18 protein-coding genes and 1 pseudogene are annotated in these 20,352 nt (G+C 73.1%); 9 read left to right on the top strand and 10 right to left on the bottom strand.

Annotated features, from left to right (window positions below; all coding sequences use genetic code 11):
• The first annotated feature begins 217 nt into the window (after positions 1–217).
• Together ACIBR0_RS11545 and ACIBR0_RS11540 are read left to right on the top strand one after the other, a co-directional pair.
• The gene (locus ACIBR0_RS11545) at positions 218–2,104 is read left to right on the top strand and encodes an adenylyl cyclase (protein WP_396714584.1); all 1,887 of its coding nucleotides are present in this window, start codon (positions 218–220) and stop codon (positions 2,102–2,104) included.
• Positions 2,105–2,266: 162 nt separating this feature from the next.
• Positions 2,267–3,004 (top strand): annotated as a pseudogene (locus ACIBR0_RS11540) (class I SAM-dependent methyltransferase); the annotation flags it as partial.
• A 14-nt stretch (positions 3,005–3,018) separates the two neighbouring features.
• Here ACIBR0_RS11540 and ACIBR0_RS11535 read toward each other — a convergent pair.
• From ACIBR0_RS11535 to ACIBR0_RS11500, 8 genes are all read right to left on the bottom strand, one after another.
• Entirely contained in the window at positions 3,019–3,333 is a 315-nt protein-coding gene (locus ACIBR0_RS11535; RefSeq protein ID WP_396714582.1) for an SRPBCC domain-containing protein, read from the bottom strand.
• Complete coding sequence (locus ACIBR0_RS11530; protein WP_396714580.1) at positions 3,294–3,515, bottom strand: hypothetical protein; 222 nt, start codon at positions 3,513–3,515, stop codon at positions 3,294–3,296. Before ACIBR0_RS11530 ends, ACIBR0_RS11535 begins: the two co-directional genes overlap by 40 nt.
• On the bottom strand, positions 3,512–3,874 hold the full coding sequence (locus ACIBR0_RS11525) for a metalloregulator ArsR/SmtB family transcription factor (RefSeq protein WP_396714578.1): 363 nt from the start codon (positions 3,872–3,874) through the stop codon (positions 3,512–3,514). Before ACIBR0_RS11525 ends, ACIBR0_RS11530 begins: the two co-directional genes overlap by 4 nt.
• A gap of 121 nt (positions 3,875–3,995) precedes the next feature.
• Positions 3,996–4,805: a peptidylprolyl isomerase gene (locus ACIBR0_RS11520; protein WP_396714576.1), complete on the bottom strand. Its 810-nt coding sequence runs from the start codon at positions 4,803–4,805 to the stop codon at positions 3,996–3,998.
• A gap of 111 nt (positions 4,806–4,916) precedes the next feature.
• The gene (locus ACIBR0_RS11515; protein WP_396714574.1) at positions 4,917–6,695 is read right to left on the bottom strand and encodes an IucA/IucC family protein; all 1,779 of its coding nucleotides are present in this window, start codon (positions 6,693–6,695) and stop codon (positions 4,917–4,919) included.
• Positions 6,692–7,261, bottom strand: a complete 570-nt coding sequence (locus tag ACIBR0_RS11510; protein ID WP_396714572.1) for a GNAT family N-acetyltransferase — start codon at positions 7,259–7,261, stop codon at positions 6,692–6,694. The genes ACIBR0_RS11515 and ACIBR0_RS11510 overlap by 4 nt, the downstream gene beginning before the upstream one ends.
• The gene (locus tag ACIBR0_RS11505; RefSeq protein ID WP_396714570.1) at positions 7,258–8,550 is read right to left on the bottom strand and encodes a lysine N(6)-hydroxylase/L-ornithine N(5)-oxygenase family protein; all 1,293 of its coding nucleotides are present in this window, start codon (positions 8,548–8,550) and stop codon (positions 7,258–7,260) included. Before ACIBR0_RS11505 ends, ACIBR0_RS11510 begins: the two co-directional genes overlap by 4 nt.
• 16 nt (positions 8,551–8,566) lie before the next feature.
• The gene (locus ACIBR0_RS11500) at positions 8,567–10,120 is read right to left on the bottom strand and encodes a pyridoxal phosphate-dependent decarboxylase family protein (protein WP_396714568.1); all 1,554 of its coding nucleotides are present in this window, start codon (positions 10,118–10,120) and stop codon (positions 8,567–8,569) included.
• 126 nt (positions 10,121–10,246) lie between these two features.
• Here ACIBR0_RS11500 and ACIBR0_RS11495 point away from each other — a divergent pair, with 126 nt between their 5' ends.
• The 7 genes from ACIBR0_RS11495 (at position 10,247) to ACIBR0_RS11465 (ending at position 18,903) form a co-directional block, all read left to right on the top strand.
• Complete coding sequence (locus ACIBR0_RS11495; RefSeq protein WP_396714566.1) at positions 10,247–12,313, top strand: penicillin acylase family protein; 2,067 nt, start codon at positions 10,247–10,249, stop codon at positions 12,311–12,313.
• A complete protein-coding gene (locus ACIBR0_RS11490) occupies positions 12,310–12,870 on the top strand; it encodes a GNAT family N-acetyltransferase (RefSeq protein WP_396714564.1) in 561 nt (186 codons plus the stop codon). Before ACIBR0_RS11495 ends, ACIBR0_RS11490 begins: the two co-directional genes overlap by 4 nt.
• A 97-nt stretch (positions 12,871–12,967) precedes the next feature.
• Positions 12,968–14,230 (top strand): kynureninase, encoded by a 1,263-nt coding sequence (kynU, locus tag ACIBR0_RS11485; protein ID WP_396714562.1) that lies wholly within the window; start codon positions 12,968–12,970, stop codon positions 14,228–14,230.
• 103 nt (positions 14,231–14,333) lie between these two features.
• Complete coding sequence (locus ACIBR0_RS11480; protein WP_396714560.1) at positions 14,334–16,118, top strand: hypothetical protein; 1,785 nt, start codon at positions 14,334–14,336, stop codon at positions 16,116–16,118.
• Between the two features lie 39 nt (positions 16,119–16,157).
• The gene (locus tag ACIBR0_RS11475) at positions 16,158–17,243 is read left to right on the top strand and encodes a glycosyltransferase family 2 protein (RefSeq protein WP_396714558.1); all 1,086 of its coding nucleotides are present in this window, start codon (positions 16,158–16,160) and stop codon (positions 17,241–17,243) included.
• A gap of 23 nt (positions 17,244–17,266) precedes the next feature.
• Complete coding sequence (locus ACIBR0_RS11470; RefSeq protein WP_396714897.1) at positions 17,267–18,094, top strand: DUF72 domain-containing protein; 828 nt, start codon at positions 17,267–17,269, stop codon at positions 18,092–18,094.
• A 71-nt stretch (positions 18,095–18,165) separates the two neighbouring features.
• Positions 18,166–18,903 (top strand): alanyl-tRNA editing protein, encoded by a 738-nt coding sequence (locus ACIBR0_RS11465; RefSeq protein ID WP_396714556.1) that lies wholly within the window; start codon positions 18,166–18,168, stop codon positions 18,901–18,903.
• 55 nt (positions 18,904–18,958) lie between these two features.
• Here ACIBR0_RS11465 and ACIBR0_RS11460 read toward each other — a convergent pair whose 3' ends face one another.
• Positions 18,959–20,035, bottom strand: coding sequence for a hypothetical protein (locus ACIBR0_RS11460; protein ID WP_396714554.1), 1,077 nt, complete (start codon positions 20,033–20,035; stop codon positions 18,959–18,961).
• A gap of 14 nt (positions 20,036–20,049) precedes the next feature.
• Positions 20,050–20,352 (bottom strand): GNAT family N-acetyltransferase, encoded by a 303-nt coding sequence (locus tag ACIBR0_RS11455; protein WP_357039398.1) that lies wholly within the window; start codon positions 20,350–20,352, stop codon positions 20,050–20,052.

Below are 20,352 nucleotides of genomic sequence, written 5' to 3'. Positions count from 1 at the left end.
GTCCGCCCTGGTGAGCGGCATGTCGGGGACATTAATTGTTAAATGGCAATTAATCAATGGCCTGTGTGGTCGGTCGGATCGGGGCACCCCGACCTGGCGCGGGACCGCCGGACGGGGTAGAAAGACCCCATCCACGTTCCTCCCCGTCCCGACGGCGGCCGACTCGTCGAGAGAGCGCTCTCTCAGCCGCCCGCGCCAGCGAAAGGACCCACCACCCATGACGAACCACCCCTCCCCGCCGGGAGGTCCCGCCCGACGGCGCGTGGCCCGCGCGCTCGTGCTCGGCCTGGTGCTCGCCGCCGTCACCCCGACGGTCGGTGGGGCCGCGAGCGCGTACCCGCGTCCCGGCGCGCCGACCGACCTCGGGCCGCACGTCACCGTCTTCGACCCGAGCATGCCGGTCGACCAGATCCAGGCCACCCTCGACGCCACCCACGCCCGGCAGGTCGACAACGAGATGGGCACCGAGCGGTACGCGTACCTGTTCAAGCCCGGCACGTACGGCACCCCCGAGCAGCCGCTCCAGATCAAGGTCGGCTACTACACCGAGATCTCCGGCCTCGGCGCCTCCCCCACCGACGTCGTCATCAACGGCAAGGTCGAGGTCTACAACCGGTGCCTGGCCGACGGCGGCACCGGCAACTGCATCGCCCTGGTCAACTTCTGGCGCACGCTGTCGAACCTCTCGATCAACGTCAACGCCGCCGGTCAGGACGGCTGCCGGTCCTCGGCGAACTTCTGGGCCGTCTCCCAGGCGGTGTCGGTACGCCGGGTGGCGGTCAGCGGCGGCACGTTCTCCCTGATGGACTACTGCACCGCCGGTCCGCAGTACGCCAGCGGCGGCTTCATCGCCGACTCGAAACTTCCGTCCACCGTCAACGGGTCCCAGCAGCAGTGGCTGACCCGCAACAGCGAGGTCGCCGGCTGGTCCAACGGCGTGTGGAACCAGGTCTTCTCCGGCGTGGTCGGCGCCCCGGACGACGCCACCTTCCCCGACCCGCCGTACACGACGCTGCCCACCACCCCGCTGAGCCGCGAGAAGCCGTACCTGTTCGTCGACGAGCGGGGTCGGTACGCCGTACGGGTTCCCGCCGCCGCGCGGGACACCCGCGGCACCAGCTGGTCCGGTGGCATCACCCCGGGACGCACCATCCCGCTGTCGGACTTCCACGTAGCACGGCCGTCGGACCCGGTGAAGACGATCAACCGGGAGCTGGCCCGCGGCAAGCATCTCCTGCTCACCCCCGGTGTCTACGACGTCGACCGCAGCATCCACGTGCGGCGACCGGACACGGTGGTCCTCGGCCTCGGGCACGCCACGCTGACCGCCGTCGACGGCGCGATCCCGCTGGACGTCGCCGGGGTCCCCGGCGTGGTCGTCGCCGGTGTCACGATCGACGCCGGCGCCACCGAGTCGCCGGTGCTGCTGCGGGTGGGCCGCGAGCACGGCCGCAACGCCAGCACGCCGGTCAACCCCCTCACGCTGTCCGACGTGTACTTCCGGGTCGGCGGTCCGCACGTCGGCCGGGCCGACACCGCGCTGCAGGTCAACGCCGACCACGTGCTGATCGACCACACCTGGGTGTGGCGCGGCGACCACGGTGTCGAGGGATTCACCGAGGGCGTCAACGGTGACACCGACCGCTGGCGGACCAACACCGGGCGGTACGGCGCGGTGATCAACGGCGACGACGTGACCGCCACCGGGCTCTTCGTCGAGCACTTCCAGCGCCACAACACCGTCTGGAACGGCGAACGGGGCACCACCGTGCTCTACCAGAACGAACTGCCGTACGACCCGCCGACGCAGGCGGACTGGATGAACGGCGACGTGCAGGGCTGGGCCGGCTACAAGGTCGGCGACCACGTGCGGACGCACACCCTGCACGGCGGCGGGGTCTACGTGTTCAACCAGAACAACCCGTCGATCCACACCGAGAACGGCTTCGAGGTCCCGGAGACGCCCGGTGTCCGGCTGCGGCACATCATGACCGTCAACCTCAGCGCCGGCACGATCGACCACGTCGTCAACGGTGTGGGCGGTCCCGCCGACACGACCCGCGTGGGCGCACCCGTGTACGTGACGGAGTACCCGACGCCGTAGGCGAACGGGGTCGGTGGGACGTGGTCACGGCCCACCGACCCCGCTCCGACGGGGGTGACGTCGTGGTGAGTTGGTGCGCCGGGGAACTAGTCTCCAGGGCAGCGACGTCCGGCCCGTGCGCGGCGCGGGCCCGGTGAAGGCGGGGAGACGGACATGTCCAGCGGCCAGTTGTACGACACCATCGGAGCCACGTACACCGTGACGCGGCGCACCGAGCCGCGGATCGCCGCACAGATCTGGGCCGCGCTCGGCGACGCGCGGACGGTGGTGAATGTCGGGGCCGGTACCGGCTCCTACGAACCCGCCGACCGTGCCGTCACCGCGGTGGAACCGTCGGCGCTCATGCGGGATCAGCGCCCCGCCGGCGCCGCGCCGTGCGTGGCCGCCGCCGCGGACAGCCTGCCGTTCGAGGACCGGTCCTTCGACGCGGCGATGGCTGTCGCCACCATCCATCACTGGCAGGACCCGATCGCGGGCCTGCGCGAGATGCGGCGTGTCGCCCGCCGCGTGGTGGTGCTCACGCACGACACCACGGACGCCGGCTGGATCGGCCGGTTCTGGCTCACCCGCGACTACCTCCCCGAGGTCGCCGACCTCATGGTCGGCCGGCCTTCGCTGACCGGGTTGGCCGGTGCGATCGGAGCCCGCGTGGAGCCGGTGCCCGTCCCGTGGGACTGCGTCGACGGCTTCTTCGAGGCCTACTGGCGCCGGCCCGAGGCATACCTGGACCAGACCGTCCGTCGCGGGCTGTCGGTCTGGGCCAGAGTCGGTCCGGACGCCGAGCAGAGGGCGGTGCACCGCCTCCGCGCCGACCTCGCCTCCGGTCGGTGGGCGGAACGCAACCGGGACCTCGTCGATCTCGACGCGGCGGATCTCGGCCTCCGACTGCTCGTCGCCTGAACCCGCCGTACCGGTCAGCCCTGGCGGAGTCCCTCGTAGTACGGCTTCATGGCCGGGTAGTAGTCGTCGAAGTCGCGCCTCGGCTCGCCGGTGTGCGCGGCGACCAGCAGGTCCAGGTAGTACTCCCAGCCGGGGCCGACCTCGCCGACGCCCTCGTCGCTGTCGAGGTGGTGGGTGAACGTCAACTCGGTCGCGTCGCCCGCCTCGGCGAGCAGCATCTCCACGTGCCAGGACCCGTGCTCGTCGACCATCGACACGACGAGGCGCCGGGGCGGTTCGCACTCCTCGATCAGCAGGTCGCTCCACGGCGCGTCGTCCTCGAACGCCATCTGCACCTTGACGGTGCGTCCGGGGCCGCGTCGCCCTCCCACCGGCCGAACCAGCGGGCGCTGCGCTCCGGGTCGGTGATGCTGGCCCACACGTCGGTCGCGGGCGCGCGGAACCGGCGGGTGAGCACCAGGTCGGTGCCCTTTCCGGTGCGGACCAGTCGTCCGCCGGGCGTCGTCGTCATGCCGTCCTCTTTCCTGTCCGGTCCGTCGCGTCGCGGGCCTGGCGCTCGCGGCGCGTGCGGTACACCTCGGTCTCCAGCGCGTCCAGGCGGTGCGCCCATCCGGACGGCGCGTCGAACTGCGCGAGCCATTCCGTGAGCCGGGCGAGGGGCGCGGTGTCGAGCCGGTAGAAGCGTTGCCGGCCCACCAGTTCGTCGCGCACCAGGCCACTGTCGCGCAGCACCCGCAGGTGGCGACTCACGGCCGGCCGGCTGATCGGGAACCGGTCGGCGATGTCACCTGCCGACTGGTGCCCGTCGCGCAGCAGCACGAGGATCTCCCGTCGTACGGGATCCGCGATCGCCGCCGCCACCTCGTCCACGCCGAAAGCGTAACCCATCGGTTACGCTTTTGTCCGGCCGCGGACGGCGAGGGCGGCGGGTCGGGACGAGCCACGCCGGGCCGGACGACGCCGACCCGGCGTGGTGCCGCGATGTCCGCCGTCAGCGGCCGTGGTGCCGGAACGCCTTGTAGATGCCCACCGGCAGCGCGGGCGCGCCGTCGACCGGGGCCGGGTCCTCGTCGGTCGGCGCCACTCCCCCGGCGGCGATCCGGTCCAGCGTGGCGAGCCCGACCGCGTCCACCGAGCCGAAGACGGTGTAGTTCGGTCGCAGGGCCGAGTCGGCGTAGACCAGGAAGAACTGGCTGCCGTTGGTGTCCGGACCGGCGTTGGCCATGGCGAGGGTGCCCCGGGCGTAGAGCCGCCGCACCCCCGTCGGGTCGGTGGGCGCCGGCGGCAGGTCGGTCGGCAGCTCGTCGGCGTAGCGGTAGCCCGGTCCGCCCGAACCCGTCCCGGAGGGGTCGCCACACTGCAGCACGCTCAGCGTCGGATACGCGGTCAGCCGGTGGCAGGAGGTCCGGTCGTAGAAGCGGTGCCGGGTCAGGTGCAGGAAGCTCTGCACCGTGCACGGCGCCGCCTCCCGGTCCAGCAGCAGCCCGATCGGGCCGTGGTTGGTCCACAGGGTCACCCGGACGGTCCCCTGGTCCGGCGTACGGCGGGGGTCGGGTGGCAGCGGGACCGGCCGGGCGGCCGGCTCCTCGGGGGTCGCCGTGTAGGCGCACGGGCCGGGGGTGACGCGCGGCTCGCCCGAGGCCACCGGAACGGTCGCCGGGGCGTCGGGCGCGGCCACCGCGGCGGTCCCGGCCGTGGCGAGCAGCGCGCCGGCCAGCAGCGCCGCGCCACCGAGGCGGGTCAGCGTACGGAGGGGGCGACGCGGGATCGGAGCGGACTGCGGTCGGGGTTCACACGACACGGGCAACCTCCTGGACTCGTGGTACGGAAGCGACCGGAGTCTATGGAGGTCGTCGACGCTTGTCGATCAGAGGCGCGGATCGGCACCCCGGCCGGGCCGCCGGTGGGCCGGTCAGCGGGGCGGTCGGAAGCCGGCGATCGGGTTGGCCAGGGTGCCGGCGAACTGGAGCGCGGCGGACGGGTCGGCGAGGTCGACCATCTGCCGGTTGTTGCGCAGTTGGAGCCGGTTGAGGCAGGACAGGGCGAACTCGGGTGCGAACAGGTCGTACCGCGCGAGGCGGTCGGCCAGGTGCGGCACCCGGTCGGCGTAGTCGGCGGCACACTCGGCGACCGTCCGCCAGACGGTGTCCTCGTCGCAGACGTCCTCGGTGACCAGGACGGCCGCGAGGTGGCGGAGGAAGCAGTCGACCACGTCGGTGAAGATGCACAGGATCTTCTCGTCGTCGGGCACGGCGACGGCGATCCGGCGTACCCGCTCCGGCAGGTCGGCGTCCGGGTCCATGACGACGATCTCCTCGGCGATGTCCTTGAAGATCACCCGCTCGACCGTCGCGTCGCGCAGGACGAGGATGACGTTCTCGCCGTGCGGCATGAAGGCCAGGTCGTGGGCGTAGAGAGCGTGCAGCAGCGGCACCAGGTAGGCGTCGAGGTAGCGGCGCAACCACTGGGCCGGCGTCCGGCCGGACCGCGCGATCAGCGCCGCGACCAGGGAACGGCCGTCGTGGTCGGTGTGCAGCAGCGACGCCATGGTGGCCAGCCGCCGGCCCGGCTCCAGGCCGGGCACCGGGCTCTCCCGCCACAGCGCGGCCAGCATCTTCCGGTACGGGGAGTACCGGTCGGTGGCGGCCTCGTACTGGCCGTGGCGGTAGCCGATCGCGGCCCGTTCCCGGAGGATCGACAGCCCGGCACCCTTGAGCACCGGGTCGCCCTGCACGAGGTCGGCGAGCCAGTCGTTGATCGCCGGGGTGGCCTCCATGTACGCGGCCGACAGTCCCCGCATGAAGCCCATGTTGAGCACCGACAGGGCGGTCTTCACGTAGTGCCGGTCCGGCCGGGTCACGTTGAAGAAGGTGCGGATCGACTGCTGGGCGAGGTAGGTGTCGGGTCCCTCGCCGAGGTGGACCAGCCGGCGCCGGGCGACCTCGCCGGCGAAGGTGACGGCCAGCTTGTTCTCCCACTGCCAGGGGTGCACCGGCAGCAGCAGGTAGTCCCCGGGGTCCAGGCCGAGTCCGGTGAGGGTGGCCGCGAAGCGGGTGCGGGTGTCGTCGTCGAGTTCGGCGCGGACCATGGTGTCGTAGTCCAGGTCGGCGGCGCAGGTGAAGGTGGCGTGGTCGCGGTGGGCGGCCAGCCACACCAGCCGGACACCGGCGGCGGACTCCGGGGCGTACCGGTGGTGGTCGTCCACCCCGAAGCCGATCCGGCCGTTGTTGGCGACGAAGCACGGGTGGCCCTCGGTCATCCGGGTCTCGATGGTCTGGAAGTCGGCCTCGGCCAGGTCGGCCGCGCTGATCGGCGGCGCGGCGAGCTTGTACGCGGTGCCGGCCAGCGTCGCGCTGATCTCCTCCAGGTAGACCGGCAGGACCGTGTCGCTGAGGCCGAGTGCGCCGCGCAGGTCCAGGCAGAGGTCGACCGCGTCGAGCGGCAGGTCCCGGCCACCGGAGTGCCGGGTGACGGTGTCGGCGTCGATCTGCCAGTGGTCGAGGGCGAGCACCCGGGCGGCGAAGCGGTACTCGACCGCGCCGTCGTCGCTGCGCACGCGCCACCGGCCGCCGCCGGTGTGCTCGGGGGCGATCAGACGTTCGTGGGCGAACTCGGCGAGGGCCTTGCGGACCAGCAGCCGGTTGGCGCGGGCCCAGCGCTCGGGCGTCAGATGGTCGGCTCCTGCGTTCACGCGGGTACGTCTCCTCGGGTGGCGGTCCGGAACTGCTCGCGGGTGCAGACGCTGAGCAGCGCGTCCTTCTCGGGCTTGCGGATCGGGCCGACGACGGCGAACCCGACGGCCGCGTTGAGCGCGTGCACGGCCGTGTTGCGCACGTCGGGCTCGACCACGACCCGCCGCACGGCGGGGTCGGCGAAGATCCAGTCGAGCACGGTGGTGATCACCGCCCGGGTGAAGCCGTGCACCGGGGTGTCGGTGGGCGCGCACAGGAAGTGCATGCCGACGTCGCCGTCGGCCGCGGCGTGCAGCCCGACGAGCTCGACGTGGGCGGGGTCGTAGCGCTCGGCGAGGAACGCCGGGGTGCCGCGCCAGAGTCCGAGGTAGGCGTCGTGGTGCGGGTGGGCGGCGATCCGCCGGTACTCGTCGGCGACCCGCGCGAGGTCGGCGTCCTGCATCATCCAGAAGACGGCCTTCGGGTGGGTCACCCAGCCGTGCAGCAGCGCGGCGTCCGCGTCGGGATCGAGCGTACGCAGGGCGAACTCGCCGAGCCGGTCGTCGACCCGGGTGAACACGGTCACGAGACGGCTCCCGCCGGCACGCCGAACTCCTGGAAGGCGATGCTCTTCTCGATCAGGTAGTGCTCGCGGCCGGTCACCTCGCGGACGATCCACGAGTTGCGGTACGCGCCCATGCCGAGATCGGGTGAGGTGACGCTGTGCGCGTGGGTGGCGGCGTTCTGGAGGAAGATCCCCCGGCCGGTGTGGTCGATGCTGTAGTTGCGGGCGACGTCGAACCGGCCGTGGCCGTCCCAGCGGATCCGGTCCCGGACCGGTTCGAGGAACTCGGGCACCCGGTACCGGTAACCGGTGGCCAGCACCAGACCCTCGGTCTCCAGGGTGGCGTCCCGTCCCTGCTCGACGTGGTGCAGCCCCAGCGTGTACGTCCCGCTCGCCTCGTCGTACGCGGCGGCGCGCAGGGCGGTGCAGGTCAGCAGCCGGGTGCGGACCGGGCCGGCGACGCTGCGCGCGTACAGCAGGTCGTAGATGTCGTTGATGAGGTCGGCGTCGATGCCCTTGAACAGCGGCTTCTGCTCGGCCTCCAGCCGGTAGCGGGTCTCCTCCGGCAGGGCGTGGAAGTAGTCCACGTAGTCCGGAGAGGTCATCTCCAGCGTCAGCTTGGTGTACTCGAGCGGGAAGAACCGCGGTGACCGGGTGACCCAGTTCAGCTGGTAGCCGTACGTGTCGATGTCGGTGAGCAGGTCGTGGTAGATCTCGGCGGCGCTCTGCCCACTCCCGATCACGGTGACGCTGCGCCTGGTACGCAGCGCCGCCCGGTTCTCCCGGTACCGCGAGTTGTGGACGGCGTCGCCGCCCAGCCCCCGGCACGCGTCCGGCACGTGCGGCGGGGTGCCGGTGCCGAGCACCAGGTGGCGGGCCCGGTGGGTGACCGTCCCGTCGGCGGTGTCGGCCCGCACCACGTACGCGCCGTCGGCCTCGTCGTATTCGACGGTGGTGACCCGGTGGCCGAAGCGCACGCTGGGCAGCTGGCCGGCGGCCCAGCGGCAGTAGTCGTCGAACTCGACGCGCAGCGGGAAGAAGCTCTCCCGGATGTAGAACGGGTACAGCCGGCCGGTCTCCTTAAGGTAGTTGAGGAAGGAGTACGGCGAGGTGGGGTCGGCGAGGCTGACCAGGTCGGCGATGAACGGCGTCTGGAGGCGGGTCGACTCCAGCAGCATGCCGGGATGCCAGTCGAAGCTGTCGCGCGCTTCGAGGAACAGGCAGTCGAGGTCCGTGATCGGCGCGGTCAGGCAGGCCAGGCCCAGGTTGTACGGGCCCAGCCCGACGGCGATGAGGTCGTGCGTCGTCATGGTGGTCTCCGGTGTGTCAGCCGACCGGGCAGGACAGCGGGGCGGCGGTGCGGGCGTCCACGTAGGCGCGCCCGTGAGCCGCGACGAGATCGAGGACGTACGCGACGTCGTCGAGGGTGGTCTCGGGGTTGAGCAGGGTGAACTTGAGGTGGTGTGCGCCGTCCACCGTCGTACCGGCGACGAGCGCGGCGCCGGAGGCGGCGAGGGCCTCGCGGGCGTACAGGTTGGCGTCGTCGGCGAGGACGCGGTCCGGGCCGGTCGGCAGGTAGCGGAAGACCACGGTGCTCAACGGGGACCGGGTCACCACCTCGAAGCGGGGGTCCTCGGTGAGCATCCGCCAGGCGCCCGTAGCGCGGTCGCACACCTCGTCGAAGAGGGCGCCGATCCCGTCCGGGCCCATGACGCGCAGGGTCAGCCAGAGCTTGCAGGCGTCGAAGCGGCGCGTGGTCTGGAGACTCTTGTCCACCTGGTTGGGGATGCGCCGCTCGACCATGCGGGCCGGGTTGAGGTAGTCGGCGTGGAACGTGGCGTGGCGCAGCGTCCGGCGGTCGCGGACCAGCAGGGCGCTGGAGCTGACCGGCTGGAAGAACGACTTGTGGTAGTCGACGGTGACCGAGTCGGCCCGCTCGATGCCGTGCAGGAGGTGCCGGCGGGTCGGCGAGACCAGCAGCCCGCAGCCGTACGCGGCGTCGACGTGCAGCCACACGCCGGCGGCGGCGCAGAGGTCGGCGATCTCCGGCAGCGGGTCGATGCTGCCGAAGTCGGTGGTGCCGGCGGTGGCGACGACGGCCATCACCACCAGGCCGGCCCGCTCGCAGCGGTCGAGTGCGGCGGCCAGGTCGTCGGTCCGCATCCGCCGGTCGGCGTCGGTCGCCACGGTGATCACCGCGTCCGCGTCGAGGCCGAGCAGCGTGGCGGCCTTCTGGACGCTGAAGTGGCCGGCGGCGGAGGTGATGACGCGCAGCCGGGACAACATCTCCGGGCGGGACGGCCGATCGGCCGGACGGCCGAGGCGGGCGCAGGTCTCCTCGCGGGCCAGCAGCATCGCCTGGAGGTTGGACTGGGTGCCGCCGCTGGTGAAGACACCGTCGGCGTCCGGGCCGAGGCCGATCCGCGCGGCGGTCCAGTCGACCAGCCGGCGTTCGATCAGGGTGGCGCCGGCGCTCTGGTCCCAGGTGTCCAGGGAGGAGTTCACGGCGCTGAGCACCGCCTCGCCGAGCAGGGCGGGGATCACCACCGGGCAGTTGAGGTGGGCCAGGTACCGGGGGTGGTGGAACCAGACCGCGTCCCGCAGGTAGACCTCGCCGAGTTCGTCGAGGGCGGCGCCGGTGTCGGCGAGCGGCCGGTCCAGGTCGATGCCGGCGACACGCGGGGCGAGGTCGTCCGGCGTGACGCCGGTGCCGGGGCGGTCGACGGTGGCCACCCGGGTCGCCACCCGGTCGATGCCGTCGGCCAGCACCCGCCGGTACCGCTCGGCGGAGCCGGCGTGGAACAGGTGGGCGCGGGCGGCGGCCGAGCCGGTGGTCGGGCCGGGGGGTGGTGCCCCGACGGCGGTTCCGGGCAGGCTCATGGCAGTCCTTCTCGGTCACGGGAGGACACGGTGGACCGGGACGGGCACGCCCCGTGACGCGACCGTGTCGCTTGATCACAACGGGGCTTAGGTTAGCCTAACCTAAAGCGAAGTCAAGGAGGCATGATGAACGGCGTGCACCGGGACCCGTGGGGGATCCCGCACCTGCGGGCCGACACGGTGGACGACCTGGCCCGCCTCCAGGGGCGGGTCGCGGCCACCGACCGGGCCTGGCAGATCGAGACCGAGCGGTGGCGGTCGGAGGGCCGGCTCGCCGAACACCTCGGCCCCGATGCGGTGGCCTGGGACCGGTTCGCCCGACGGGCACGTCTCGACGACACCGCACGCCGGTGCTTCGACCGGCTCGACGCGCCCACCCGCCGATGGGTCACCGCGTACGTCGACGGCGTCAACGACGGGCTCGCGGAGGGCGCCGCCGGGGCGCCGGAGTTCGCCGCGATCAGCCGTGGGCCGGGCCGGTGGCAACCGTGGTCACCGCTGGGGGTCTTCCTCGTCCAGCACATCCTCTTCGGCACGTTCCCCACCAAGCTGTGGCGCGCGCACGTCGCCGCGACCCTGGGCCCGGAGGCGGTGGACCTGTTCGCGACCGAGGACCCGGGAGGATCGGGCAGCAACGCCTGGGCGGTGCCGGGCGACCCCGCCACCGGCCGGGCACCGGTCATCGCCGGCGACCCGCACCGCATGCTGGAGCTGCCCGGCGTCTACCAGCAGGTGCGGCTCGCCTGCCCCGAGTTCGACGTGGTCGGCCTCGCGTTCCCGGGCGTCCCGGGGCTCCCCCACTTCGGACACGCCGGAGAGGTCGCCTGGGCGATCACCAACGCGATGGCCGACTACCAGGACCTCTACCGGGAGGAGCTGCGCCGCGAGGGCGAACGGCTGCTGGTCCGGGACGCCGACGGCTGGGTGCCGGCGCGGCGCCACGTCGAGCGGATCGACGTCCGCGGCGGCGAGCCGGAATCCGTGGAGGTGATCGAGACGCCCCGCGGCCCGGTCGTCGACCACGACCGCCGCACCGGTGAGGCGATCAGCCTGCGTACGCCGAGCCGGGTCGAGGGGAACCTCGGCTTCGGCGCGCTGCTGCCGCTGCTACGGGCCCGCACCACCGACGACGTCGTCGAGGCGCTGCGGGTCTGGGTCGAGCCCGTCAACAGCGTGCTCACCGCCGACCGGCGCGGGCGGGTACGCCGGCTCGTCGCCGGGCTGGTGCCCGTCCGCGACGACCGGTGTCGGCGGGAGCCGGTGCCCGGCTGGGACCCGCGCTACCGGTGGCGGGGCGGGTACGCGCCCCTGGCCGACGCCCCGGTGGAGGGTCCCACCGTGTGCGCCAACGACCGGCGCCCCGACGTGGCCGACCTGGGTACGGACTTCGCCCCGCCGCACCGCGCGCGCCGCATCGCGGGTCTCGTGGCCGACGGCGTCGAGCCGGACGTCGTACACATGGACAGCCGGCTGCCCGCGACGGCGCTGCGCGGCCTGCTCGACCGGCTCGACCCCGACGGCCTCGGCGGGCCGGCGCGGGCGCTGCGGGAGCGGCTCGCGGCCTGGGACGGGCGGATGCGGGCCGGCGACGCCGACGCCGGCGCGTACGCCGCCTGGCGGGCCGCCCTGGCCCGCCGGCTGCACGACCACCCGCGCCTGCGGCCCCTCTTCGGCGCCCGCGCCCACGACGAGCTGTTCGCCCCGTGGACGGACCCGGCGGCCCGCATCGGCTACGCCCTCGACGGTGTGGTCGCCGGCCTGGACCGCCTCGACGGCGACGTCGCGCCGGTCGCCGCCGCGGCGCTGGAGGAGGTGGCGGCGGGCGGACCGCCGTCGGTGTGGGGACGGCGGCACCTGCTGCGGCCGGTCCACCTCGGCGTGGCGCCGGAGGTCGAGGCGGCGGTGGCGGCGATGCGGGCGCGCGTCGACCTGTCCGGTGACACCGACTGCGTGCTCGCCACCAGCAGCACACCGGGCGTGTCCGACGAGTGCTGGCGCGGGCCGGTCGCCCGGTACGTGTGGGACCTCACCGATCGCGGGGCCAGCCGCTGGATCGTCCCCTTCGGCGCGTCCGGACGCCCCGGCGACCCGCACTTCGACGACCAACTCCCCCTGTGGGCCGACGGCCGGCTGATCCCCGTGGTCACCGACGCGCGACAGCTCACCCCGACGACCGGAGACGAGGCACCATGACCTACCGCGAGGCGATCCCCGGCTTCGGCGAGCTGTCGCTCGTCGTGCTCGACCCCGGCGCCCACGCCGACCTGGTGCACGGCTGGGTCACCCAACCCCGGGCGACGTTCTGGGGCATGGGCTCGTGGACGGTCGAGCAGGTACGCGAGATCTACGAGTTCGTCGACGGACTGCCCACGCACCACGCGTTCCTGATCATGCTCGACGGGGCGCCGATCGGCCTGTTCCAGAGCTACCAGCCGGAGGCCGACCCGGTCGGCGAACGCTACGAGGTGCAGCCCGGCGACGTCGGGATGCACCTGCTCCTCGCCCCCGGCGACGACCCGCCCCGGGGACTCACCACCGCCATCGCCCCCGCCCTGTTCCGCTCCCTGTTCCGCGACCCGGCCGCGCGGCGGATCGTCGCCGAGCCGGACGTCCGCAACGACCGCGCGCTGCGCCGGCTCCAGCGGGAGGGCTTCACCCTCGACGAGGAGATCGACATGCCGGACAAGCGGGCCCGGTTGGCGTTCCTGACCCGGGCCCGTTTCGAGGCGGACCACCGGGCGCCGGTCTGACCGACCGCCGGGCCGGCGGCACGCGCGCGGTCGGCCCGGCGGTCGGTCGGCTACCTTCGGCGACTGGATCGTCCGACCGGACGGAAGGGAGCGGCACGTGCGCGAGGACTTCCCGCGGTCCGAGGCCAAGGAACTCGACGCGGCCGACCCGCTCGCGCACCTGCGCGACCGGTTCGTGATCGCCGACGACGACCTCATCTGCCTCGACGGCAACTCCCTGGGGCGGCTCCCCGCGGCCACCCCGGAGCACCTCGACCGGCTCGTCCGCCAGGGGTGGGGTGAGCAGCTCATCCGCTCCTGGTCGACCTGGATCGACTGGGGCCGCCGGCTCGGCGACCGGCTCGCCACCCACGCCCTCGGCGCCCGACCCGGGGAGGTGGTGGTCTCCGACTCGACCTCGGTGAACCTGTACAAGCTCGCCGCCGCCGCACTCGACGCCGCCGGCGACCGCCGCACCGTGCTGGTCGACGCCGAGGAGTTCCCCACCGACCGGTACATCCTCCAGGGCCTGGCCGAGGCGCGGGGGCTGACCGTGCGGACGCTGCCGTCCGACCTCGACGAGGGGTTGCGGACCGACGAGCTGCGGGCGGCCCTGGACGACGACGTCGCGCTGGTGGTGCTCTCCTCCGTCGCCTACCGCTCCGGGGCGCTCCAGGACATGGCGGCGGTCAACGACGCCGCCCGCCGCGCGGGCACCGTGGTGCTGTGGGACCTGTCGCACGCCGTCGGCGCCGTACCGATCGAGCTGACCGCCACCGGCGCCGACCTCGCCGTCGGCTGCACCTACAAGTACCTCAACGCGGGCCCCGGCGCCCCCGCCTTCCTGTACGTGCGGCAGGAGCTGCAGGCGACGCTGCGCCAGCCCATCCAGGGCTGGTTCGGCCAGCGCGACCAGTTCACGATGGGCGCCGGCTACGAGCCGGCGCCGGACCTGGACCGGTTCCTGGTCGGTACGCCACCGATCCTCGCCCTCGCCGCGCTCGACCCGTCCCTGGACGTGCTCGCCGAGGCCGGGATCGACCGGGTACGCGCGAAGGGCCGCCGCCTCGGGCAGATGATCGTGGACCTGACCGACGCCTGGCTCACCCCGTACGGTTTCCGGGTCGCCTCCCCCCGCGACCCGGACCGGCGCGGCAACCACGTCTCGCTGCACCACCCGGAGGCGCTGCGGATCTCGCGGGCGCTGGCGGGTGACGGGCGGGTGGTCGCCGACTACCGCACGCCGGACCGGCTGCGCCTCGGCGCCGCGCCCCTCTACACCCGCCACGTGGACGTGTGGGACGCCATGAGCCGGCTGCGCGACCTCGCCGAACGACGCGGTTGGGAGCGGGTGCCGGGCGGCCCCTCCCGGGTCACCTGAGCGGGCGGTACGCGTGACTGTCCGCGCTCAGGTGACCCGGGTACGCGCCCACATCCCGGACCGGGATCGACACGGCGGTTCACATCGGGAATCCTCTATCTTCATGTCCACCGGGTCCACGAACGCCCTGCCACCTGCCGAGGTCACCGACCATGACCGGGCGCCCGCCGCCCGGGTCCACTCCCGGCGGGGCCGATGGCGTTGGCTGCGGCACGAGTGGACGCTGGCCGTGCTCGGTGGACTCCTGCTGGCGGTGGCGCTGACCTGGCCGACGATGCGGCATCCGGCGAGCACGATCCCCGGCGACATCGGTGATCCGACGCTGCAGGCGTGGCAGATGGCCTGGGCCGGGCACGCCGTGCTCGGCAATCCGTTCGGCCTCTGGAACTCGAACACGTTCTTCCCCGAGACGTACACGTACGCCTACAGCGACACCCTCCTCGGGTACGCCCCGGCGGGAATGCTCGGCTCGGGCTTCGAGGCCGCCCTGGTCCGGTACAACGTGATGTACGTGCTGGTGCACGCGCTGGCGTTCGTCGGGGCGTACGCGTTGGTCCGGCAACTCGGTGCGGGCCGGTGGGGTGGCGTGGTCGCCGGGGTCGCGTGGGCGTTCGCGCCGTGGCGCCTGGCGCACGCCGGTCACCTGAACATCCTGTCCAGCGGTGGGATCGCGCTGTGCCTGGCGATGCTGGCCCGCGGTCACGGTTGGTCCTTGCGGCACGGATACCGTCCGGAGCGCCGGCGGCCGGGCTGGGCGCTGGCCGGGTGGCTGGTCGCCGCCTGGCAGATCAGCCTGGGCTTCGGCATCGGCCTGCCGCTGGTGTACGTCCTGCTGGTCGCGGTCCTGGTCGGGATCGGCGCCTACGGCCTGTCGTGGTGGCGGCGACGGGAGCGGCCCCCGTTCGGGCGGCGGTTGCTGGCCGCGGATCTCGCCGGTGGGGCTGTCTTCGGCGCGGTGACGCTGCTGCTGGGCCTGGTCTACCTGCGTGTCGTCGACCTCAACCCCCAGGCCGAGCGGTCGCTGGCGTGGACGGAGAGCCTGTCACCGCCGCTGATCGGCTTCATCACGGCTCCGGCGGATTCGTGGTTGTGGGGTGAGCGGCACGCGGCGGCCCGGGAGCAGTTGTCCTGGCCGCCGGAGATGGCGTTGCTGCCCGGGATGACCCTGCTCTGGTTGGCCGTCACGGGGCTCGTCGTCTCGGTGTACCCGGTCCGGCACCGCGTCGCGTTGGGACTCGGCGTACTCGGCACGGTGCTGCTGGGCCTCGGCGCCACCCTGGGTGACGGCGATCCGGGCTACCTGACGCTGTCCCGTCACCTGCCGGGGTGGGACGCGCTGCGCACGCCGGGCCGGATGATGCACTGGACCAGCCTGTTGCTGGCGGTACTGGCGGCGGGCACGGTGACGGTGCTCGCCGAGGCGGTACGGCGGTGGTCGACCCGGGGCCGGCTGCGGTTCCTGGCGTCGGTGGTCCTCCTGGTGCCGCTGGCCATGGTCGCGCTGGAGGGCGTCAACCGGACGCCGCATCCGGTGGTGCCGCCACCGCCGGCCGCCATGCGGGCGGCGGAGGAACCGATGGTGGTGCTTCCCGCCACCGGCGGCGCGTACGACCTGATCTTCATGCTGTGGACGACCGACGGCTTCCCCCGCGTGACGAACGGGCTGGCCGGGTTCGAGCCCGCCACCCAGGCGCAGACCAAGGCCGCGACGGCTGCCTTTCCCGATCCGGGCAGCGTAGCGTACCTGCGGAGCATCGGAGTGCGCTCGGTGGTGGCCCTGCCGGGCTGGGCCGCCGGGACGCCGTGGGAGGGCATCGCGGCCCGGCCGGTCGACGGCCTGGGCATCACCCGGGAGGAGATCGACGGTGTGCTGGTCTATCACCTGTGACGCGGCGGACGCGGGGCGTCGCGGCGCGGGTCGGGCGGGGTGAGCGCCATGCTCCTGTCCGTGGTGGTGCCCTGCTTCAACGAGGAAGCGTCGGTGGAACGCCTGCACGCGGCGGTGACCGCCGCGACCGCGGAGCTGTCGGACGTCGACGTCGAGGTGGTCTACGTCGACGACGGCAGCGTGGACGGGACCCTCGTGGCGCTGCGCCGGCTCGCCGCCGCCGACCCGTCCGTGCGGTACACGTCGCTGAGCCGGAACTTCGGCAAGGAGGCGGCGATGCTGGCCGGCCTCGAGCGGGCCGTCGGGGACGCGGTCATCATCATGGACGCCGACCTCCAGCATCCGCCGCGGTTGCTGCCCGAGATGGTGGCGTTGTACCGCCAGGGCTTCGACCAGGTGATCGCCCGCCGGGACCGTCGTGGGGACCGGTTCCTGCGGATGGTGGCCTCGCGGTCCTTCTACCGGGTGGTCAACTGGTGGATCGACGTACGGCTGCTGGACGGGGCGGGTGACTTCCGGCTGCTGTCCCGACTGGCCGTGGACGCGGTCCTGGCGATGCCGGAGTACAACCGGTTCTCCAAGGGGTTGTTCTCGTGGATCGGGTTCCGGACGGTGGTGGTCGCGCACCGCAACGAGAGCCGACAGTCGGGGCGGAGCAGGTGGACGTTCGGCAAGCTCTTCAACTACGCGTTCGACGGGCTGCTGTCGTTCAACAACCGGCCGCTGCGGTTGGCGATCTACGGCGGCCTGTTCCTCACCCTGCTCGCGGTGGTCTACATGGCCTGGGTGGTCGAGGACGCGATCAGCCGGGGGATCGACGTTCCCGGCTACACCACCACCATCATCAGCGTGATCGGCCTCGGCGGCATCCAGATGACGATCCTCGGCGTGATCGGGGAGTACATCGGCCGGATCTACTACGAGACGAAGCGCCGCCCGCACTACCTGGTCCAGGAGACCGAGGACCTGGTCACGGAGACCGGGGAGGCACCCCGGGTCCCCGCCCAGCCGGCGGCGCGGTCGGCCGAGCGCCTCCGGCCGGGTGGGCCGGCCCGCGAGGACCTCGCCCGGCACCGCTCGCTCCGTCGTGCGGCGGGTGAATCCGTCGAGCGGTGGGAGAGGTGATGCGCCTGCATGTGGGGTGCGCGATGTGGACGCACCGGTCCTGGCAGGGACGCTTCCTGGCGCACCCGCTGCCCGCGCACGAACGGCTGCGTGCCTATGCCGCCTGGTGCACCGCGGTCGAGGGCAACACCACCTTCTACGCGACCCCGTCCCGGGAGACGGTGGCGTCGTGGGCGCGGCAGACCGACCCGGACTTCCGCTTCGTGCTCAAGCTGCCGAAGGTCGTCACGCACGAACGTCGGCTCACCGGCGCCGACGAGGAACTCCGCGTCTTCCTGGACGCGATCGAACCCCTCGGCCCGCGCGCCCACGCCCTCTGGATCCAGCTTCCGGGCTCGTTCGCCCCCGCCGACGTGCCGGCGCTGGCCCGATTCCTGCGCGGGCTGCCCACCGACCACCGGTACGCGGTGGAGGTGCGCCATCCCGCCTTCTTCGACGACCCCCGGGCGGTGCGGACACTCGAGGAGACGCTCGCCACGGTCGGCGCGGAGTGGATCCCCTTCGACACCACCGCGTTCTTCCGCGCCCCGCCGACCAGCGACGCGGAACGGGAGGCCTGGACCAGGAAGCCGCGTACGCCGCTGCGGACCGATGCGCTGACCGACCGGCCGATCGTCCGGTACCTGGGCCGGGACGATCCCGCGCGGACGGTCGAGGGCTGGCAACGGTGGCTCGACGTGGTGAGCGGCTGGCTGCGTGAGGGCCGCTCCCCCACGGTCTTCGTGCACACCCCGGACAACGCGGACGCGCCCGACCTCGCCCGCGGCTTCCACCGGGAGGTCCGGGCGCGCCTGCCCGGGGTCGAGCCGCTGCCCGAGCCGACGCCGGTCGGGCAGTCGACGCTGTTCTGAGCGAACACCGGCCGGCGACGCGGCGGCTGGTGGCTCACCGGCAGCGACGGCCGGTAGTACGCTGCGCCTTCATGGGCATCTCCCACCATGGACGCACGGAACGTCTCGATCTCACCGACCCGTCGCTGCGCGAGTGGACGTGCCGGGTCGTGCACGTCGACCCCGACCGCGGCATCGTGCTGGACCGGTCCGCCTTCTACCCGGGGGGCGGCGGTCAGCCGCCGGACCACGGCGTCCTGCTGTGGCAGGGGGTGCAGACCCGGATCCTGGGCACCCACAAGGGTGACGACCTCTACCTGATCCCCGCCGAGGGCGATCCGGTGCCCCCGGTCGGCACGGAGGTGCAGGGCGCGGTCGAGGACGACCGGCGGACCATGCTGATGCGCACCCACTCCGGGCTGCACGTCCTCTGCGGCGTGGTGTTCCGCGACTTCGGCGCGCTGGTCACCGGCGGCAACATGGAGCCGGGCGAGGCCCGGATGGACTTCAACCTGCCGCAGGTCCCGGAGGGCTTCAAGTCGCTGCTGGAGGAGGCGGTCAACAAGGAACTGGTGACCGACCGGCGGGTGTCGGTCCGGGTGCTTCCGCGCGCGGAGGCGCTGGCCATCCCCGACATCGTGCGCACCCAGACCAATCTGATCCCGCCGGACGAGGAGGAGGTCCGCATCGTCGACATCGAGGGCCTCGACGTGCAGGCCGACGGCGGCACGCACGTCGCCTCCATCGGTCAGGTGGGGCGGCTGCAGGTCGTCAAGGTGGAGAGCAAGGGCAAGCAGAACCGCCGGGTACGCATCCGTCTCGCCGACTGAACCGACCCCCGGAGCGCCGCCGACGGCCGCAGGCGCGGGAGGTGCCGTCGGACGGCTACCGCGACCTGGCCCGCCGGATCCGAGTCACGACGAGCAGACCGATGGCGAGCAGAGCCAGTCCGGATGCTCCGGCCAGCACGAGCGGAACGGGAACGCCGCCGCCGCGGTCGATGTCGTCGGCCGCGGCGCTCGACGCGGGCGTGGCCGGCGGTGCCGTGGACGCGACGGCCGCGGCGAGCGGGTAGCGCAGGATGCCGGGTCGCGTGCCCGCCGGCTGGTTGGCGGTCTCGGACACCGTGAGCAGGGACCGCCCGTCGCGGCTGTAGGTGATCGACTCCCCCTGCGGCTCGTCGGGCAGGGCCGTGACCCGCGGGACCCCGCTGGTCAGCGCCGCCACCACGTCGCCGCCGACGACGTCGAACTCGAAGGCGTCGGCGTACGTGCGCAGCACCACCCTGCGTCCGTCCGGGGCGGTGGCGGCGCCGGTGACCGCGGTCCGGCCGACCCCCGCGAACGGGTTGCTGGTCGTCGACGCCGGGAGGCGGACCTGTCCCACCCTCGCCAGGGGCACCGTGGTTCCCGGTCGCAGGGCGGCGGTCGGGGCGTACAGGGCGGCCGAGTACTTGGTCACGATGAGCGGCCGGCCGTCGCCGGTCACGAGCAACGCCTCGGCGTCGTGCGGACCGTCCGGATAGGCCATGCGGTACAGCACCGGCCGTTCGGCGCCCGGCGGGAGCTTCCACACCGCGATCGTCGTCCGGGAGCGGCCGTTGTCGCCGATGTCCGCCACCCAGACCGTACCGTCGGCGCCGATGGCGAGATCCTCGGTGTCCCGGGGCCGGGAGGGGTAGGGCACCGACCGTACGACGGAGCACTCGGAGTCCAGGAAGAAGATCCGGCGACCGTCGGAGTCGTCGACGCCGTCATTGACCACGACGAACCCGTCGTCCGTGGCGACCATGCCGGAGATCTCGGTCAGCGGGCCTCCCCGCACGTCGCACACCCGCGTCGGGGGGCTCGGCGCGGGCGACGGGGTCGCGCCGGCCCGGGCCGGGACCGCCGTGACGGCGACGACGACCGCTGCCGCCACCACCGTCCGCAGCCCGCGCGGGGTTCCCTCGCCTCGTCGCACTGCCCGGCCGCGCGCTACTTCACCTTGCGCGTCGACCGGGCCACGATGGCGTCGTACTCGGGGTGCTTCTCCAGCCATCCGCTGAGGAACGGACAGATCGGCACCACCGTGCGCCTTCTGGCCCGGGCGTCGTCCATCACGGCACGGGCCAGGGTCGAGCCGACCCCGCGACCCTCGAACTCCGCACCGACCTCCGTGTGCGTGTAGACGATGACGCTGCCGGTCAGCTGGTAGGTGACCACGCCGGCCAGCGACCCGGTCTCCTCCCGCGCCTCGAAACGCTCCCGCTCCGGCACGTCTGTCACGGTGAACTGCAC

This window comes from Micromonospora sp. NPDC049497, assembly GCF_044465805.1.
GTDB lineage: Bacteria > Actinomycetota > Actinomycetes > Mycobacteriales > Micromonosporaceae > Micromonospora.
The sequence above is the reverse complement of the archived record's forward strand: the minus strand, read 5'-3'. Positions and strand labels throughout refer to the sequence as shown.

What these genes read in the sequence shown, in the direction of transcription:
- ACIBR0_RS11545 (WP_396714584.1), top strand. Translation starts at nt 218, where the DNA reads ATGACGAACCACCCCTCCCCGCCGGGAGGTCCCGCCCGACGGCGCGTG.
- ACIBR0_RS11535 (WP_396714582.1), bottom strand. Translation starts at nt 3,333, where the DNA reads ATGGCGTTCGAGGACGACGCGCCGTGGAGCGACCTGCTGATCGAGGAG.
- ACIBR0_RS11530 (WP_396714580.1), bottom strand. Translation starts at nt 3,515, where the DNA reads ATGACGACGACGCCCGGCGGACGACTGGTCCGCACCGGAAAGGGCACC.
- ACIBR0_RS11505 (WP_396714570.1), bottom strand. Translation starts at nt 8,550, where the DNA reads ATGACGACGCACGACCTCATCGCCGTCGGGCTGGGCCCGTACAACCTG.
- ACIBR0_RS11500 (WP_396714568.1), bottom strand. Translation starts at nt 10,120, where the DNA reads ATGAGCCTGCCCGGAACCGCCGTCGGGGCACCACCCCCCGGCCCGACC.
- ACIBR0_RS11495 (WP_396714566.1), top strand. Translation starts at nt 10,247, where the DNA reads ATGAACGGCGTGCACCGGGACCCGTGGGGGATCCCGCACCTGCGGGCC.
- ACIBR0_RS11490 (WP_396714564.1), top strand. Translation starts at nt 12,310, where the DNA reads ATGACCTACCGCGAGGCGATCCCCGGCTTCGGCGAGCTGTCGCTCGTC.
- ACIBR0_RS11480 (WP_396714560.1), top strand. Translation starts at nt 14,334, where the DNA reads ATGTCCACCGGGTCCACGAACGCCCTGCCACCTGCCGAGGTCACCGAC.
- ACIBR0_RS11470 (WP_396714897.1), top strand. Translation starts at nt 17,267, where the DNA reads ATGTGGACGCACCGGTCCTGGCAGGGACGCTTCCTGGCGCACCCGCTG.
- ACIBR0_RS11465 (WP_396714556.1), top strand. Translation starts at nt 18,166, where the DNA reads ATGGGCATCTCCCACCATGGACGCACGGAACGTCTCGATCTCACCGAC.